Source organism: Micromonospora sp. NPDC051006 (assembly GCF_044456245.1).
GTDB lineage: Bacteria > Actinomycetota > Actinomycetes > Mycobacteriales > Micromonosporaceae > Micromonospora.
On record NZ_JBITFP010000010.1, the window covers coordinates 1 to 16,094 of the forward strand.

15 protein-coding genes are annotated in these 16,094 nt (G+C 71.0%); 4 read left to right on the forward strand and 11 right to left on the reverse strand.

Going from position 1 to position 16,094, the window contains the following annotated elements:
• Window positions 1–288: 288 nt before the first annotated feature.
• From ACIBBA_RS17300 to ACIBBA_RS17335, 8 genes are all read right to left on the reverse strand, one after another.
• Window positions 289–744, reverse strand: coding sequence for a metal-sulfur cluster assembly factor (locus ACIBBA_RS17300; RefSeq protein ID WP_396698275.1), 456 nt, complete (start codon window positions 742–744; stop codon window positions 289–291).
• Window positions 741–1,214, reverse strand: a complete 474-nt coding sequence (gene sufU / locus ACIBBA_RS17305; protein WP_396698277.1) for a Fe-S cluster assembly sulfur transfer protein SufU — start codon at window positions 1,212–1,214, stop codon at window positions 741–743. The genes ACIBBA_RS17300 and sufU overlap by 4 nt, the downstream gene beginning before the upstream one ends.
• The gene (locus tag ACIBBA_RS17310; protein ID WP_396698279.1) at window positions 1,214–2,518 is read right to left on the reverse strand and encodes a cysteine desulfurase; all 1,305 of its coding nucleotides are present in this window, start codon (window positions 2,516–2,518) and stop codon (window positions 1,214–1,216) included. Before ACIBBA_RS17310 ends, sufU begins: the two co-directional genes overlap by 1 nt.
• Before the next feature lie 20 nt (window positions 2,519–2,538).
• Window positions 2,539–3,312 carry a Fe-S cluster assembly ATPase SufC gene (gene sufC / locus ACIBBA_RS17315; protein ID WP_357050610.1) on the reverse strand — a complete coding sequence of 258 codons (774 nt, stop codon included), beginning with the start codon at window positions 3,310–3,312 and terminating at the stop codon, window positions 2,539–2,541.
• A complete protein-coding gene (locus ACIBBA_RS17320) occupies window positions 3,313–3,639 on the reverse strand; it encodes a non-heme iron oxygenase ferredoxin subunit (RefSeq protein ID WP_350872704.1) in 327 nt (108 codons plus the stop codon).
• Window positions 3,639–4,781, reverse strand: coding sequence for a Fe-S cluster assembly protein SufD (sufD, locus tag ACIBBA_RS17325; protein WP_396698281.1), 1,143 nt, complete (start codon window positions 4,779–4,781; stop codon window positions 3,639–3,641). Before sufD ends, ACIBBA_RS17320 begins: the two co-directional genes overlap by 1 nt.
• Before the next feature lie 95 nt (window positions 4,782–4,876).
• On the reverse strand, window positions 4,877–6,307 hold the full coding sequence (sufB, locus tag ACIBBA_RS17330) for a Fe-S cluster assembly protein SufB (RefSeq protein ID WP_396698283.1): 1,431 nt from the start codon (window positions 6,305–6,307) through the stop codon (window positions 4,877–4,879).
• The gene (locus ACIBBA_RS17335) at window positions 6,304–7,074 is read right to left on the reverse strand and encodes a helix-turn-helix transcriptional regulator (RefSeq protein WP_396698285.1); all 771 of its coding nucleotides are present in this window, start codon (window positions 7,072–7,074) and stop codon (window positions 6,304–6,306) included. The genes sufB and ACIBBA_RS17335 overlap by 4 nt, the downstream gene beginning before the upstream one ends.
• A gap of 99 nt (window positions 7,075–7,173) precedes the next feature.
• Between ACIBBA_RS17335 and ACIBBA_RS17340 the strand changes: the two genes are divergently transcribed.
• Window positions 7,174–8,136 (forward strand): heme A synthase, encoded by a 963-nt coding sequence (locus ACIBBA_RS17340; protein ID WP_396698287.1) that lies wholly within the window; start codon window positions 7,174–7,176, stop codon window positions 8,134–8,136.
• A 212-nt stretch (window positions 8,137–8,348) separates the two neighbouring features.
• Here ACIBBA_RS17340 and ACIBBA_RS17345 read toward each other — a convergent pair whose 3' ends face one another.
• The 3 genes from ACIBBA_RS17345 to ACIBBA_RS17355 all read right to left on the reverse strand — a co-directional run bounded on the left by ACIBBA_RS17345 (window position 8,349) and on the right by ACIBBA_RS17355 (window position 10,853).
• A complete protein-coding gene (locus ACIBBA_RS17345) occupies window positions 8,349–9,269 on the reverse strand; it encodes a RimK family alpha-L-glutamate ligase (protein ID WP_396698289.1) in 921 nt (306 codons plus the stop codon).
• Window positions 9,270–9,273: 4 nt separating this feature from the next.
• A complete protein-coding gene (locus ACIBBA_RS17350; RefSeq protein WP_350872693.1) occupies window positions 9,274–9,603 on the reverse strand; it encodes a hypothetical protein in 330 nt (109 codons plus the stop codon).
• 293 nt (window positions 9,604–9,896) lie between these two features.
• Entirely contained in the window at window positions 9,897–10,853 is a 957-nt protein-coding gene (locus ACIBBA_RS17355; protein ID WP_396698291.1) for a heme o synthase, read from the reverse strand.
• A 263-nt stretch (window positions 10,854–11,116) separates the two neighbouring features.
• Between ACIBBA_RS17355 and tkt the strand changes: the two genes are divergently transcribed.
• The 3 genes from tkt to ACIBBA_RS17370 are packed head-to-tail and all read left to right on the forward strand — an operon-like array spanning window position 11,117 to window position 16,093.
• Window positions 11,117–13,252, forward strand: coding sequence for a transketolase (gene tkt / locus ACIBBA_RS17360; RefSeq protein ID WP_396698293.1), 2,136 nt, complete (start codon window positions 11,117–11,119; stop codon window positions 13,250–13,252).
• A 16-nt stretch (window positions 13,253–13,268) separates the two neighbouring features.
• Window positions 13,269–14,447, forward strand: coding sequence for a transaldolase (gene tal / locus ACIBBA_RS17365; RefSeq protein ID WP_396698295.1), 1,179 nt, complete (start codon window positions 13,269–13,271; stop codon window positions 14,445–14,447).
• Window positions 14,444–16,093 carry a glucose-6-phosphate isomerase gene (locus tag ACIBBA_RS17370; protein ID WP_396698297.1) on the forward strand — a complete coding sequence of 550 codons (1,650 nt, stop codon included), beginning with the start codon at window positions 14,444–14,446 and terminating at the stop codon, window positions 16,091–16,093. The genes tal and ACIBBA_RS17370 overlap by 4 nt, the downstream gene beginning before the upstream one ends.
• Window position 16,094 lies beyond the last annotated feature (1 nt).

The following is a 16,094-nucleotide window of genomic DNA, read 5'->3' on the forward strand; positions in this document are numbered from 1 at the left end:
ATCTGCGCCCGCTCCCCGGACGACAACCGTCTCCCCGACATGAACCCTCATCCTCACGAAGATCCACCCCGTTGCAACAACCCCTTGAACCCAAGAAGCGGCGAGACCACTAGATCCAGGATCGAGCACGATCTTGCGGAGGCGGAGGCGGAGGCGCGCAGGCGCGGACCGTAGGGGGCGACGTGCGCAGGGTGTCCCCGGGTGGGGGCGCGCGGAGCGGCGGGAGCGGGAACGAATCGAGCGCGACGCCCCGGGCGGGGCGCCGCGCTCGATTGGTGTCGTACGACGTCAGACGTTGAAGCCGAGGGAGCGGAGCTGGTCCCGGCCCTCGTCGGTGATCTTGTCGGGCCCCCACGGCGGCAGCCAGACCCAGTTGATCCGGATGTCGTTGACCAGGCCGCCGCCCGGGCCGGTGGTCAGCGCCTGCCGCGCCTGGTCCTCGATCACGTCGGTCAGCGGGCAGGCCGCCGAGGTGAGCGTCATGTCCAGGGTGGCGACGTTCTCGTCGTCGACGTGCACACCGTAGACCAGGCCCAGGTCGACGACGTTGATGCCGAGTTCCGGGTCGACGACGTCCTTCATCGCCTCCTCGATGTCGGCGATCATCGCCTTGCTGACTCCGGTCGACGGCGTGGCGTCGCCGGCACCCGGCGTCGCGTCGCTCGTCACGGCGTCGGTCTGCGGCGCCGCAGTGGCGTCGCCGGTCGCCGGCGTCGCCGCGGTGGCGATTTCCTCGCTGCTCATGCCTTCACCTCCGGGCTCGCGCCCACCCCGGCGCGTGCCGCGGCGTCCTTGAACGCCATCCACGGCAACAGCGCGCACTTGACCCGGGCGGGGTAGCGGGCCACGCCCGCGAACGCCACCCCGTCACCGAGCACGTCCTCGTCCGGCGTGACCTGCCCACGCCCGGACATCAACTCGACGAACGCCCCGTGCACCTCGAATGCTTCCCCGGCGCCCCGACCGCGCAGCAGCTCGTACAGCACGCTCGCCGACGCCTGGCTGATCGAGCAGCCCATCCCGTCGTACGAGATGTCGGTGAGCACCGCACCGTCGGTGGCGACCCGCACGGTCACCTCGTCCCCGCAGGTCGGGTTGACGTGGTGCGCCTCGGCGGTGCGGTCGCCCGGGGCGTCGGCGTCGCGCAGCCCCCGCCCGTGCGGATGCTTGTAGTGGTCCAGGATGATCTCCTGGTAAAGCTGGTCGAGCTGCATCAGCTGAACACCTTCCGTACCTGCTCCAGACCGCCCACCAGAGCGTCGATCTCCTCGGTGGTGGTGTAGAGGTAGAACGAGGCCCGGGTGGTGGCCGGCACCCCGAAGCGGGTGCAGACCGGGCGGGCGCAGTGGTGGCCCACCCGCACCTGCACGCCGAGTGAGTCGAGCACCTGACCCACGTCGTGCGGGTGCACGTCGCCGAGCGCGAACGAGATGGTCCCACCCCGGCCCACCGGCACCGTCGGACCGAAGATCCGCAGGCCGGGCACCGTGCCGAGAGCCTCCAGCGCGTACGCCGTCAACTCCTTCTCGTGCCACTGGATGGCCCGCATGCCGATGCCGGAGAGATAGTCGACCGCGGCCCCGAGGGCCACCGCCTCGGCGATCGGCGGGGTGCCCGCCTCGAACCGGGCCGGCGGCGCGGCGAACGTCGAGCCCGCCATCGTCACCGTCTCGATCATCGAGCCACCGCCGAACACCGGCGGCATGGCCGCCAGCAGCTCGGACCGGCCCCAGAGCACGCCGATGCCGGTCGGGGCGCACATCTTGTGCCCGGTGAAGACGATGAAGTCCGCGTCGTAGTCGATTACGTCCATCGGCAGGTGCGGCACCGACTGCGAGCAGTCCAGCAGCAGCAGCGCCCCCACCTCACGGACCCGCTGGGTGATCCGCGCGGTGGCGTTGACCGTGCCGAGGATGTTCGACATGTGCACCAGCGAGACGATCTTCGTCCGCTCGGTGACCAGGTCGTCCAGGCCGGACTCGTCCAGCCGGCCCTGGTCGGTGACCGGGAACCAGCGCAGCGTGGCGCCGGTGCGCTCGCAGAGCAGCTGCCACGGGACGATGTTCGAGTGGTGCTCCATCTCGGAGATCACCACCTCGTCCCCCGGACCGAGACGGAACCGCGGGTCGGCGACCGAGCGCAGCGACGCGTTGGAGAACGCGTACGCCACGATGTTGATCGCCTCGGTGGAGTTCTTGGTGAACACCACCTCGTCCGGGCTCGGCGCGTTGATGAACGCGGCGACCTTGGCCCGCGCGCCCTCGTACGCCTCGGTGGCCTCGGTGCCCAGGGTGTGCACCGAGCGGGACACGTTGGCGTTGTGCCGGGCGTAGTGCTCGGCGAGCACGTCGAGCACCTGCCGCGGTTTGTGCGAGGTGTTGGCGCTGTCGAGATAGACCAGCCGGTGCCCGTTGATCTCCCGGTCCAGGATCGGGAAGTCGGCGCGCACCTTCGCCACGTCGTATCGCGGCACGTCGTCGTACTGCGGCATCCCGGGCGGGATCGCGATGGTGGTCATCTCAACTGGTCCTCTGTCTGTCAGGCCCGCGCCGAGCCGGCCCCGGCGGCGTAACGCTCGTAGCCCTCGTCCTCGAGCTTGTCGGCCAGCTCCGAGCCGCCCTGCTCGACGATCCGGCCAGCCACGAACACGTGCACGAAGTCCGGCTTGATGTAGCGCAGGATCCGGGTGTAGTGGGTGATCAGCAGCATGCCGGTGTCGCCGGTGTCGCGGACCCGGTTGACCCCCTCGCTGACCACGCGCAGCGCGTCGACGTCGAGGCCGGAGTCGGTCTCGTCGAGGATCGCGATCTTCGGCTTGAGCAGCTCCAGCTGCACGATCTCGTGCCGCTTCTTCTCACCGCCGGAGAAGCCCTCGTTGACGTTGCGCTGGGCGAACGCCGGGTCCATCTGCAGCCGCTCCATGGCCCCGCGCAGCTCGCCGCCCCAGGTGCGCAGCTTCGGCGCCTCACCGTCGATGGCGGTCTTGGCGGTACGCAGGAAGTTGGCCACCGACACGCCGGGCACCTCGACCGGGTACTGCATGGCCAGGAAGAGGCCGGCGCGGGCCCGCTCATCCACGGACATGGCCAGCACGTCCTGACCGTCGAGGGTCACCGAGCCGCCGGTGATCTCGTACTTGGGGTGGCCGGCGATCGAGTAGGCCAGGGTGGACTTGCCGGAGCCGTTCGGACCCATGATGGCGTGCGTCTCACCGGAGCGCACGGTCAGGTCGACACCGGCCAGGATCGGCTTGAGCTCACCCTCGGGCAGCTTGACCGACACCTTCAGGTCGCGGATCTCCAGGGTGCTCATTTAACGGGTCACTCCATTGCTCGGCGTCAGGCTGACGTAGATGTCGCCGTCGCGGACTTCGACGGGATAGACGGGTACGGGTTCGGTGGCGGGCAGCCCGGTCGGCTCGCCGGTACGCAGGTCGAAACGGGAGCCGTGCAGCCAGCACTCCAGCGTGCAGCCGTCGACCTCGCCCTCGGAGAGGGCGACCGCGGCGTGCGAGCACTCGTCGTACACGGCGTAGAAGTTGCCGTCCTCGCCGTGCACCAGGGCGACCTGGGTCCCGTCGATGTCCGCGCTGATCGCGGTGCCCTTCGGGACGTCCTCGGTGGAGCAGATCCGGATCATCAGGCGCCCGCCTTGGCGAGCCGATCCTCGATCGCCGCACCGAGCCGCTCGCGCAGCTCCTCGACCGGGATCTTGTTGATCAGCTCGGCGAAGAAGCCGCGGACCACCAGCCGGCGGGCCTCGCTCTCCGGAATGCCCCGGGCCATCAGGTAGAACAGCTGCTCGTCGTCGAAGCGGCCGGTGGCGCTGGCGTGCCCGGCGCCGGCGATCTCGCCGGTCTCGATCTCCAGGTTGGGCACGGAGTCGGCCCGGGCGCCGTCGGTGAGCAGCAGGTTCCGGTTGATCTCGTACGTGTCGGTGCCGGTCGCCTCGGCCCGGATCAGCACGTCACCCACCCAGACGGTGTGCGCGCTCTCGCCCTGCAGGGCGCCCCGGTAGCCGACGTAGCTGCGGCAGTCCGGCACCGAATGGTCGACCAGCTGACGGTGCTCCAGGTGTTGGCCGGAGTCGGCGAAGTAGACGCCGTACAGCTCGGCCTCGCCACCGCGGTCGGTGTACTCCACCGAGGTGTACTGCCGGACCAGGTCACCGCCGAGCGAGACCTGGATGTGCACCACCTTGGCGTCCCGGCCCAGCTTGACCTTCAGGTGCTGCGCCTGCACCGCGTCGTCGGCCCAGTCGGCGACGGTGACCAGGGTCAGCTTCGCGCCGTCGGCGACCGCGACCTCGACGTTGTCGGCCAGGGTCGCGGAGCCGACGTGCTCCAGCACCACGGTCACCTCGGCGAACCGGCCCACCTCGACGAAGGTGTGCCCGAAGGCCAGCCCGTCGACGCCGCCGCCGACCGCGCGCAGGTTCACCGGCGCCGGGACCACCGCGTCGCGGGCGACCTGCACCAGCAGCACCTCAGCGGCCCCGCCGTACGCCAGCGCGCTGACCCGGTCGACCGGGGTGAGCACGCTGCCCACCCGCGGGTCGTCCTTGGCGATCCGGCCGACGGTGACGCCCTCGGGCAGGTCGCCGTACTCGTGCCGGAGGGTGCCGGTCGCGGCTTGAGCCCCGCCGACCAGCCCGCGCAGCCGCTTGAGCGGGGTGAAGCGCCAATCCTCCTCCATGCCCGTGAGGGCCGGGAAGTCGGCGACGTCGTACGAGCGGAGCGCCTGCGACTTGGTGCTGGGCGGCGCGGAAGCCTGGGTAGTCATCTCTTCCTTGGTCTGTTCTGCGATTGATCGGAGGGTCAATCGGGCTGGTCGCGACGCGGCGCGACGGGTCCGGGCCGCGCGAGGGTCGGCCGGGGTCAGCCGACCGCGCCCTCCATCTGGAGCTCGATCAGGCGGTTGAGCTCCAGCGCGTACTCCATCGGGAGCTCCTTGGCGATCGGCTCGATGAAGCCGCGAACGATCATCGCCATCGCCTCGTCCTCGCTCATGCCCCGGCTCATCAGGTAGAAGAGCTGGTCCTCGCTGACCTTGGAGACGGTCGCCTCGTGCCCCATCGCCACGTCGTCCTCGCGGATGTCGACGTACGGGTAGGTGTCCGAGCGGGAGATGGTGTCGACCAGCAGCGCGTCGCACTTGACCGTGCTCCGGCTGTGGTGCGAGCCCTCCATCACCTGGACCAGGCCGCGGTAGGAGGTGCGGCCGCCGCCCCGGGCGATCGACTTGGAGATGATCGTGCTGCTGGTGTGCGGCGCGGCGTGCACCATCTTGGCGCCGGCGTCCTGGTGCTGACCCTCGCCGGCCATGGCCACCGAGAGCACCTCGCCCTTGGCGTGCTCGCCGAGCATGTAGACCGCCGGGTACTTCATGGTGACCTTGGAGCCGATGTTGCCGTCGACCCACTCCATGGTCGCGCCCTCCTGGCAGACGGCGCGCTTGGTCACCAGGTTGTAGACGTTGTTCGACCAGTTCTGGATGGTCGTGTAGCGGCACCGGGCGTTCTTCTTGACGATGATCTCGACGACCGCGCTGTGCAGCGAGTCGGAGGAGTAGAGCGGCGCGGTGCAGCCCTCGACGTAGTGCACGTAGGCGCCCTCGTCGACGATGATCAGGGTCCGCTCGAACTGGCCCATGTTCTCCGTGTTGATCCGGAAGTAGGCCTGCAGCGGGATCTCCACGTGCACGCCCTTCGGCACGTAGATGAACGAGCCACCGGACCACACGGAGGTGTTCAGCGCGGCGAACTTGTTGTCGCCGACCGGGATCACCGTGCCGAAGTACTCCTTGAAGATGTCCTCGTGCTCGCGCAGCGCGGTGTCGGTGTCCAGGAAGATGACGCCCTGCTCCTCAAGGTCCTCACGGATCTTGTGGTAGACGACCTCGGACTCGTACTGCGCCGCGACACCGGCGACCAGCCGCTGCTTCTCCGCCTCGGGGATGCCCAGCCGGTCGTAGGTGTTCTTGATGTCCTCGGGCAGGTCCTCCCAGCTGGTGGCCTGCTTCTCCGTGGACCGGACGAAGTACTTGATGTTGTCGAAGTCGATCCCGGTGAGGTCGGCGCCCCAGGCCGGCATCGGCTTGCGGTCGAACAGCCGCAGGCCCTTCAGCCGCAGGTCGAGCATCCAGGCCGGCTCGTTCTTCTTCGCCGAGATGTCCCGCACCACCGCCTCGTTGATGCCGCGCTGGGCGGCGGCCCCGGCGGCATCCGGGTCGGCCCAGCCGTACTCGTAGCGACCCAGAGCGGCGAGCTGCTCCTCCTGGGTCAGGGGCTGGACGATCTGCTCGGTCATTTATCTGTCCTCACAGTGGTGGTGACGGTCTTTCCGGACTGGGCACGCCCGGGCTGGGTCGGGATGTGCGTGGTGCACACCCCGTCGCCGTGCGCGATGGTGGCCAGGCGCTGCACGTGGGTGCCGACCAGACGGGAGATCACCGCGGTCTCAGCCTCGCACAGCTGGGGAAACTCGGCGGCCACGTGCGCCACCGGGCAGTGGTGCTGGCAGAGCTGACCGCCGGAGGCGATCGTGGACGCGTTGGCAGCGTAACCTTCGGCGGTCAACGCCCCGGCGAGCGCCTCCGCCCGGGCGAGCGGGTCGTCGCCGGCGTCCTCCATGGCGGCCCGGCAGCGGGCCTCCAGGGCGGAGACCTGCTCGGCGGCGAACACCTCGACCGCCTCGGGGCCGCCGGTGCTGGCGATCCAGCGCAGCGCGGCGGTGGCCATGTTGTCGTAGTGGTGGGTGCCGCAGCGGCCGCGGCCTGCCTCGGTCAGCACGAAGACCTTGGCCGGGCGACCCCGGCCCCGGTGACCCTGGACGGTCTGCTCCCGGGCGATCACGTCACCGTCAGCGAGCATCGCGTCGAGGTGCCGGCGGATGCCGGCCGGGCTGAGCCCGAGCGCCGACCCGAGCTGGGCGGCGGTGGTCGCCCCCTGCTCCAGCAGCAGCTGGGTGACCCGGCCACGGGTGGAGAGGTCGGCGGCCGCGCCTGCGGGCACGGGCTGACCGGCGACCGGAGCGGTCGCCGACCGGTGCCCCGAGACCCCTGCCGCCTTTTTCACAACGCCAACGTTACGTAATTCACCTAGGGGCCGCAAACCCGGGTCCCGGTGATCCCCGACACCGAGCGGGCGGAGTCACCCGATCGTGGATCAACTACAGTGCGTAGGATTCGCTCCGTGAAGCGATCCGTCCGGTTCCCGGTCTCCACCACCCTGCTGCGCCGGCTCGCGCTGGCCTCGATCATCGCGAACGTCGGCATCGTGGTCACCGGCGGGGCGGTCCGGTTGACCGCGTCCGGTCTCGGCTGCCCCACCTGGCCCCGGTGCACCGACGCGTCCTACGTCGCCACCACCGAGATGGGCGCGCACGGGGCGATCGAGTTCGGCAACCGGATGCTCACCTTCGCGGTGGGCATCATCGCGTTCGCCACCGTGCTCGCGGTGCTGGCGCACCGGCCCCGCCGGCGCGGGCTGCTGCCGCTGGCGGTCGCGGTCTTCCTCGGCATCCCGGCCCAGGCGGTGGTCGGCGGCATCACCGTGCTGACCAACCTCAACCCGTGGGTGGTCGGCCTGCACTTCCTCGCCTCGATGGCGGTGATCGCCGCCGCGTACGCCCTTTGGCGGCGGATCGTCGACCCGGACGGGCCGGCGACGCCCACCGTTCCCGGCCCGCTGCGCACCCTCGCGCGGATCACCACGCTGGTCGGCGCGACCGTGCTGGTGGTCGGCACCTGGGTCACCGGCAGCGGTCCGCACGCCGGCGACCAGGGTGCGGCGCGCAACGGGCTGGACCCGGAGACGATCTCCCAGGTGCACGCCGACGGCGTCTTCCTGCTGATCGGGCTCTCGGTGGCGCTGGTCTTCGCGTTCCGCGCGGTGGGCGCCGACCGCGCGTACCGGGCCGCGCTGGTGCTGCTCGCCGTGGAGCTGGGTCAGGGCCTGATCGGCTTCGTGCAGTACTTCACCCACCTGCCGGCGGTGCTGGTCGGCGCGCACATGCTCGGCTCCTGCCTGGTGCTGCTGGCCACCCTGCACGTGCAGTGGTCGACCCGCGAGCGCCGGCCGATCGCGCCGAGCACCACGCCCACCCCGGCCCCCGAGCCGGTCACCGCCGCCGCCTGACCCCACCCGGCCGCCACGGCGGCCGGCCCATGGCAAGCGGGCGAGGGCTGGGGGCACCGTCCACCCGCTTTGCTCTGCTGCACCCGAGGAAACACCCACCGTCCGAATACCGGACGGTGGGTGTTTCTGTCGTTGAAGCAGAGCAAAGGCGGAACAACGTAGGGCGGCGGCGAGCGCAAGGCTGACTGCGCCGGCACGCGCCCGGAGGGAGATCAGGCCCGGCGGGCCAGGTGGGTGACGATCGCCTCGGCGAGCCGGTCGGGAGCGCCCTCCGCGTGGGCCAGGAAGAGCGACGGCTCGGTGAGCTCCAGCTCCACCAGGACCGGCGACCCGTCCGGGCCCGGGATGAGATCCACCCGGGCGTAGAGCAGCCGCTCCGCGCCGCCCGGCACCGCCGCCAGGGTCTTCTCCGCGACGACCAGCTCGTCCGGCCTGGCCGCCCGGGAGGTGATCTCCTCGGGCTTGTAGAGCCCGTCGACACCCAGGTCGGGCCCGGTGAGCATCGGGCCCTTGCGGATGGCGTGGCTGAACGCCAGCCCGTCCGGGCCGGCCATGAAGAGCAGCGCCGTCTCGCCCGCGGTGTCCACCGCGCTCAGGTAGGGCTGGACCATGGTGACCCGACCGGCGTCCGACAGCCGCCGGACGTGCGCCGCCGCCAGCTCCCGGTGTGCCGGGTCCGCCAGGTCGTAGCGGCCGGTGTCCTGACTGCCCGCGCTCACCGCGGGCTTGATCACGTACTCGCCGGTCCCGGCGGGGGCCTGCCAGGACTCCCCCGGCGCCACCCACCCCGTGGGCACCGTCGGGATCCCGGCGGCGGACAACTCGGCCAGGTAGCGCTTGTCGGTGTTCCAGCGGACCACGTCGGCCGGGTTGACCAGCGCCGGCACGGTGGCCGCCCAGGCGACGAACTCGTCGCGGCGCAGCGCGTAGTCCCACGGTGAACGGAGCACCGCGAGGTGGTAGCCGGACCAGTCGACGGCGGGGTCGTCCCAGACCGCCGCCTCGGCGACAATCCCCCGGCCGGCCAGCGGGGCCAGCAGCAACCGGTCGTCCGGGTCGAGGTCGGCCAGCTCGGTACAGGTGATAAGGGCGACCCGGGGTTCCCCCCGGGTCGACTGGTGGTGGTTGGTCAATTTATCAACGGGCCATCGCGCGACGGGCCATCGACCGCCAGAGGTCGTTGCTCGGCCGCATCTGGTCCATGAGTTCCCGCTCCCAGGCGTTCTCCACGGTGACTCCCGCCTTGGCGCAGGCGTCCCGCGCGACGACGGTGTCGTCCGCGAACTGGTCGCCCCACGCCCCGTCCTCACCCACGAGGACGATGCGAGCGCCGCGCTTGCCGACGTACTCGATGACCGCCTTCGCACCGCCGTGTCCGGCGGCGAACGACTTGATTCCCGCGACCAGCCCGGTGGGGGCCGGTTCGGTGTGCTCAGCCGTCAGCGTCGTATCGGAACCATCTGCCATGACGCGAAGCCTAAGCAGACTTCCACCCAGGCGGGCGACAACCATGAAGCTTTTGTGATGCCAATTACCTGACGGTTTAAGGAAGGCCACAGGTAGTTCGCCCGGTTTTATCCGGACTTACAGCGGTAAAACTTATCGACGAATCAGCAGGAGCCGGCACAGGTTGAGCCCATCCGACTCATGCCGATAGTTGCTTGGATGTGACGTCAAACTCGGACAACTCATCCATGATGATGATTTGTCAGCAGGTACCCCGAGCCCCGGGCCGGCCGTCGCGCCGGGCGAGGGAGACCTCAGAGCAGCGCGTCGAGCGCGACCGCGGCGAAGAGGATGGTCAGGTACGTGGTCGACCAGTGGAAGAGCCGCATCGGCTTGACCGCCTCGCCGCGCGCCGCCCGGCCACAGAGCCGGTGCGCCTCGACCAGGAAGATGGCCCCCACCACCAGCGTCGGCACGCCGTAGATGGCGCTCATGCCGAGCGGCCACACCGCCAGCGAGGTCAGCACGGTCAGCCAGGCGAAGATCAGGATCTCGGTGTTGACCCGGCGGACCGACGCGACCACCGGCAGCATCGGGATCCCGGCCCGGGCGTAGTCGTCCTTGTACTTCATCGCCAGCGGGTAGAAGTGCGGCATCTGCCAGAAGAAGACCACCGCGAAGAGCCCCCACGCGGCCGGCGCGAGCGAGCCGGTGACCGCGGCCCAGCCGATCAGCACCGGCGCGGCCCCGCAGGCGCCGCCCCAGAAGGTGTTCGCCGGCGTCGTCCGCTTGAGCCAGAGCGTGTAGACCAGGTCGTAGTACGCGATCGCGGCCAGGGTGAGCCCGGCGGCCAGCAGATTGGTGAAGACGGCCATCAGGGCGACCGAGATCACCGCCAGCACCAGCCCGAAGATCAGCGCATTGCGCGGTGACACGGTGTGCGCGGGCAGCGGGCGCCGCTTGGTGCGCCGCATCAACTGGTCGATGTCCCGGTCGATGTAGCAGTTGAGCACGCTGGCCGCGCCCGCCGCGAGTGATCCGCCGATCAGCACCACGGCGACCAACCAGAGCGACGGCAGCCCACCGGCGGCGAGCATCATCGCCGGCACGGTGGTGACCAGCAACAGCTCGACGATCCGAGGCTTGGTCAGCGCCACGTACGCCCCGACGATCGCCCGCACGTCCCGCCGCGGCGTGACCGAACCCTCCGCCGCCCGCACGGGCGGCTGCCCGGCGGGGTCGCTGACGGGGCGCTCGGTGATCATGCTCACGGATTGCCACCTTCCGGCGTCGGCACGGGAGATCGGGATCGGCCGGACCCAGGTCGGGCCCCACACCGCCCCACACACTACGCGCTGTCGTTTTGGCTGCCCGGCCGACCCGGCAACGGTGCGGGCCGTCACACCGCGGGCACTTTCGTGCATCCCGCCACCGGAGTACAGAAGAGCATGCAGTGATCCCCGGGCGGACGTTTAGCACCGCTCGATAGGGTCATCAGTGAGGGTTCCGCCCATCTCCCGAGGAGCACACGATCGTGGCTGCCAATCAACCCGAGTCCGCACTCAACTGGTCCGATCTCGACCGTCGGGCCGTCGACACCGCCCGCGTGCTCGCCATGGACGCCGTGGAGAAATCCGGCAACGGCCACCCGGGCACCGCGATGAGCCTGGCGCCCGCGGCGTACCTGCTCTTCAACCGGGTGATGCGGCACAACCCGGCGGACCCGAACTGGCCGGGCCGGGACCGGTTCGTGCTCTCCGCCGGGCACTCCAGCCTGACCCTCTACATCCAGCTGTTCCTCTCCGGCTACCCGCTGAGCCTGGAGGACCTGAAGTCGCTGCGGCAGTGGGGCTCGCTCACGCCGGGTCACCCGGAGCACGGGCACACCCCGGGCGTCGAGACCACCACCGGGCCGCTCGGCCAGGGCCTCGGCAACGCGGTCGGGATGGCGATGGCCGCCCGCCGCGAGCGCGGCCTGTTCGACCCGGAGACCGAGCCGGGCAGCTCGGTCTTCGACCACAACATCTGGTGCATCGCCTCGGACGGTGACATCGAGGAGGGCATCAGCCACGAGGTCTCCGCGCTCGCCGGCCACCAGCAGCTGGGCAACCTCACGCTGATCTACGACGACAACGAGATCTCGATCGAGGACGACACCCGGATCGCCAAGAGCGAGGACGTGGCGGCCCGCTACGAGGCGTACGGCTGGCACGTGCAGACCGTGGACTGGCGCAGTGGCGACGCCGACCAGGGCGACTACCACGAGGACGTGGAGGCGCTCTACCGGGCGCTGCAGGCGGCCAAGGCCGAGACCGGCCGCCCCTCCTTCATCGCGCTGCGCACCATCATCGGCTGGCCCGCGCCGAACAAGCAGAACACCGGCAAGATCCACGGTTCGGCGCTCGGCGCCGACGAGGTGGCCGCCACCAAGCAGATCCTCGGCTTCGACCCGGCGCAGAGCTTCGAGGTCGACGAGGAGGTGCTGGGGCACGCCCGCCAGGTGCTCAAGCGTGGCGAGCAGGCGGCGCAGGAGTGGACCCAGGCGTTCGAGGGCTGGACGAAGGCCAACCCGGAGCGCACCGCGCTCTACGAGCGGATGGCCGGGCGGGTCCTCCCCGACGGCTGGACCGAGGCGCTGCCGGAGTTCCCGGCGGACGCCAAGGGCATCGCCACCCGGGCCGCCTCCGGCAAGGTGCTGGAGGCGCTGGCGCCGGTGCTCCCCGAGCTCTGGGGCGGCTCGGCCGACCTGGCGGAGAGCAACAACACCACGATGAAGGGCGAGCCGTCGTTCATCCCGGCCACCCACGCCACCAAGGACTTCCCCGGCCACGAGTACGGCCGCACGCTGCACTTCGGCATCCGCGAGCACGCGATGGGCGCGATCCTCAACGGTATCGCGCTGCACGGCGGCACCCGGCCGTACGGCGGCACCTTCCTGGTGTTCAGCGACTACATGCGCCCCTCGGTGCGGCTCGCCGCGCTGATGAAGCTGCCGGTGACCTACGTCTGGACGCACGACTCGATCGGCCTCGGTGAGGACGGCCCGACCCACCAGCCGGTCGAGCACCTGACCGCGCTGCGGGCCATCCCCGGCCTGGACGTGGTCCGCCCCGCCGACGCCAACGAGACCGCCTGGGCGTGGCGGCAGGCGCTGGAGCACACCGACCGGCCGACGGCGCTGGCGCTCAGCCGGCAGGCGCTGCCGACCCTGGACCGCAGCACCCTGGGCAGCGTCGAGGGCGTCGCCAAGGGCGGCTACGTGCTGGCCGAGGCGTCCACCGGCAAGCCGCAGGTGATCATCGTCGGCACGGGCTCCGAGGTGCAGCTCTGCCTGACCGCCCGGGAGCGCCTGGAGGCCGACGGGACTCCCACCCGGGTCGTCTCCATGCCCTGCCAGGAGTGGTTCTTCGAGCAGGACGAGGCGTACCGGGAGTCGGTGCTGCCACGCGGGGTAAAGGCACGGGTGAGCGTCGAGGCGGGCATCGCCATGTCGTGGCGCGCCATCGTCGGCGACTGCGGCGAGACCGTCAGTCTGGAGCACTACGGGGCGAGTGCACCGCATTCGGTGCTCTTCGAGCAGTTCGGGTTCACCCCCGACCGGATCGTGGCCGCCGCGCACGCGGCGCTGACCCGGGTGGGCGACATCACCGGTTTCACGACCGGCAACTGAGGGGAGCGTGGACGGCATGACGGACAGGCTGGCAGAGCTCAGCGCCGCTGGGGTGGCGATCTGGCTCGACGATCTTTCCCGGGCACGGCTGAGCACCGGTGGGCTGGACAAGCTGCGCCGGGAGAACCACATGGCCGGGGTGACCACGAACCCGACCATCTTCGCGAAGGCCCTGGGTGAGGCCGACGAGTACGACTGGCAGCTGCGCGAACTCGCCCTTCGGGGGGTGGAGGTCGAAGAGGCGGTCCGCATGCTCACCACGTACGACGTGCGGTGGGCCTGCGACGTGATGCGCCCCTCCTTCGACAAGAGCGCGGGGGTGGACGGCCGGGTCTCCATCGAGGTCGACCCGCGGCTGGCGCACGAGACCGAGAAGACCGTCGCCGAGGCGAAGGCGCTCTGGTGGCTGATCGACCGGCCGAACCTCTTCATCAAGATCCCGGCCACCGAGGCCGGCATCCCGGCGATCACCGCGACCCTCGCCGAGGGGATCAGCGTCAACGTCACGCTGATCTTCGGGCTGGACCGCTACTCCGAGGTGATGGAGGCGTTCCTCGCCGGCCTGGAGCAGGCGAAGGCGAACGGCCACGACTTGAGCAAGATCGGCTCGGTGGCGTCGTTCTTCGTCTCCCGGGTCGACTCCGAGGTCGACAAGCGACTGGAGAAGCTCGGCTCGGACGAGGCCAAGGCGCTGCGCGGCAAGGCCGCCATCGCCAACGCCCAGCTGGCGTACGAGCGCTACGGCAAGGTCTTCTCCTCGGACCGGTGGCAGGCGCTCGCCGACGCCGGAGCGCACCCGCAGCGGCCGCTCTGGGCCTCCACCTCGACCAAGAACCCGGACTACCGGGACGTCGTCTACGTCGAGCAGCTGATCGCCCCCGGCACGGTGAACACCATGCCGGAGTCGGTCATCCACGCCTTCGCCGACCACGGCGAGACCCGCCCCGACACCATCACCGGCGCCTACGACGCGGCCCGCAAGGTCTTCACCGACCTCGAGGCCGTCGGCGTGGACATGACCGACGTGATCGGCGTGCTGGAGCGTGAGGGCGTGGAGAAGTTCGAGGCCAGCTGGCTGGAGCTGCTCGACGGCGTGCGTAAGTCGCTGGAGTCGGCCGCGCAGGGCGCGGGCGCCCCGGGTCGCGCGGCGAAGGGCAACGCGAAGGCCGCCGCGCAGGCGGGGGGCAACGCGTGAGTGACCTGCTCTCCACGCCGGCCGAGTCGGCCGCCGGACTGACCGTGCACGGGGCGGACGCGGTCGACCGGTCCGCCCCGGCGTCGACCCGCGACGCGGTGGTCTCCGCCGGCGTACCGGGCAAGCTGGCCGCGAAGGACCCGAGCCTCTGGGGCCCGGACGCCGAAGCCGAGGCGAAGATCCGCCTCGGCTGGATGGACACCCATCAGCGCAGCCGGGAGCTGCTCCCCCAGCTCGCCGAGCTGAAGGCGGAGCTGGCCGACCTGGACCACGTGGTGCTCGCCGGGATGGGCGGCTCCTCGCTGGCCCCTGAGGTGATCACCCGGACCCTCGGCCGGCCGTTGACCGTGCTGGACACCACCGACCCCGGCCAGGTCCGGGCGGCGCTCGGCGACCGGCTGGAGCGCACGGTCGTGGTGGTGGCGAGCAAGTCCGGCTCGACGGTGGAGACCGACAGCCACCGCCGGGCCTACTGGCAGGCCTTCCTGGACGCCGGGATGACCGAGGAGGAGGCCGGGCGGCACTTCGTCATCGTCACCGACCCGGGTTCGCCGCTGGAGCAGACCGCCGCCGAGATGGGCGCGTTCACCGTGCTCGCCGACCCGAACGTCGGCGGCCGGTACTCGGCGCTGACCGCGTTCGGGCTGGTCCCGTCGGCGCTGGCCGGCGTCGAGGTGGTCGAGCTGCTCGACCAGGCCGACGCGCTCGCCGCGTCGCTCGGCGGCGACCGGGACAACCCGTCCCTGGCGCTGGGCGCCGCGCTCGGCGCCGCCGCCACCCTGGCCCGGGACAAGGTCGCCCTGGTCTCCGACGGCTCCGGCATCGACGGGTTCGGCGACTGGGCCGAGCAGCTGATCGCCGAGTCGACCGGCAAGGCCGGGGTGGGCATCCTGCCGGTGGTGGTGGAGTCGCCGCAGAGCCCCGGCGCCAAGGGTTCGGACGTGCTGACGGTGAGCTACGGCGGTGCGATGGCCCCGGGCCAGGTGCCCGGTGGCGGGATCGACCCGGACGTGGCGGTCAACGGCCCGCTCGGCGCGCAGTTCCTGGCCTGGGAGTACGCCACCGCGGTGGCCGGCGTGGTGCTCGGCATCGATCCGTTCAACCAGCCGAACGTCACCGAGTCCAAGGAGAACACCAACAAGATCCTGGCCTCGGGTCCGCCGGCGGAGGCGCCGTCGTTCACCGAGGGCGCGATCGAGGTGTACGCGCCGGCGGGCGCACCGGGCGACCTGGTCGGCGTGCTGCGCTGGCTGCTCGACGGGCTGGGCGACGACGGGTACCTCGCGGTGATGGCGTACCTGGACCGGTTCGCCGACGCCGACGCGGGCCGGCTGCGGCCGCTGCTGGCCGCCGCGGCCAACCGCCCGGTCACCTTCGGCTGGGGTCCGCGGTTCCTGCACTCCACCGGCCAGTATCACAAGGGCGGCCCGCAGGTCGGCAGCTATCTTCAGGTGACCGGAGCGGTCACCGATGATCTGCCGGTGCCCGGCAAGCCGTACTCCTTCGGGGAGCTGCAGGCGGCGCAGGCCGCCGGCGACCGGCAGGCGCTCGCCGGACGAGACCGTCCGGTGCTGCGGCTGCACCTGACCGACCGGGCCGCGGGCGTGGCCCAGCTGCTCGATGCGGCCGGTGAGCTGCCGGCGTGAG

Coding starts and splice junctions, on each gene's coding strand:
- ACIBBA_RS17300 (WP_396698275.1), bottom strand. CDS start 744: ATGAGCAGCGAGGAAATCGCCACCGCGGCGACGCCGGCGACCGGCGAC.
- ACIBBA_RS17350 (WP_350872693.1), bottom strand. CDS start 9,603: ATGGCAGATGGTTCCGATACGACGCTGACGGCTGAGCACACCGAACCG.
- tal (WP_396698295.1), top strand. CDS start 13,269: ATGACGGACAGGCTGGCAGAGCTCAGCGCCGCTGGGGTGGCGATCTGG.
- sufC (WP_357050610.1), bottom strand. CDS start 3,312: ATGAGCACCCTGGAGATCCGCGACCTGAAGGTGTCGGTCAAGCTGCCC.
- ACIBBA_RS17320 (WP_350872704.1), bottom strand. CDS start 3,639: ATGATCCGGATCTGCTCCACCGAGGACGTCCCGAAGGGCACCGCGATC.
- sufB (WP_396698283.1), bottom strand. CDS start 6,307: ATGACCGAGCAGATCGTCCAGCCCCTGACCCAGGAGGAGCAGCTCGCC.
- sufD (WP_396698281.1), bottom strand. CDS start 4,781: ATGACTACCCAGGCTTCCGCGCCGCCCAGCACCAAGTCGCAGGCGCTC.
- ACIBBA_RS17310 (WP_396698279.1), bottom strand. CDS start 2,518: ATGACCACCATCGCGATCCCGCCCGGGATGCCGCAGTACGACGACGTG.
- sufU (WP_396698277.1), bottom strand. CDS start 1,214: ATGCAGCTCGACCAGCTTTACCAGGAGATCATCCTGGACCACTACAAG.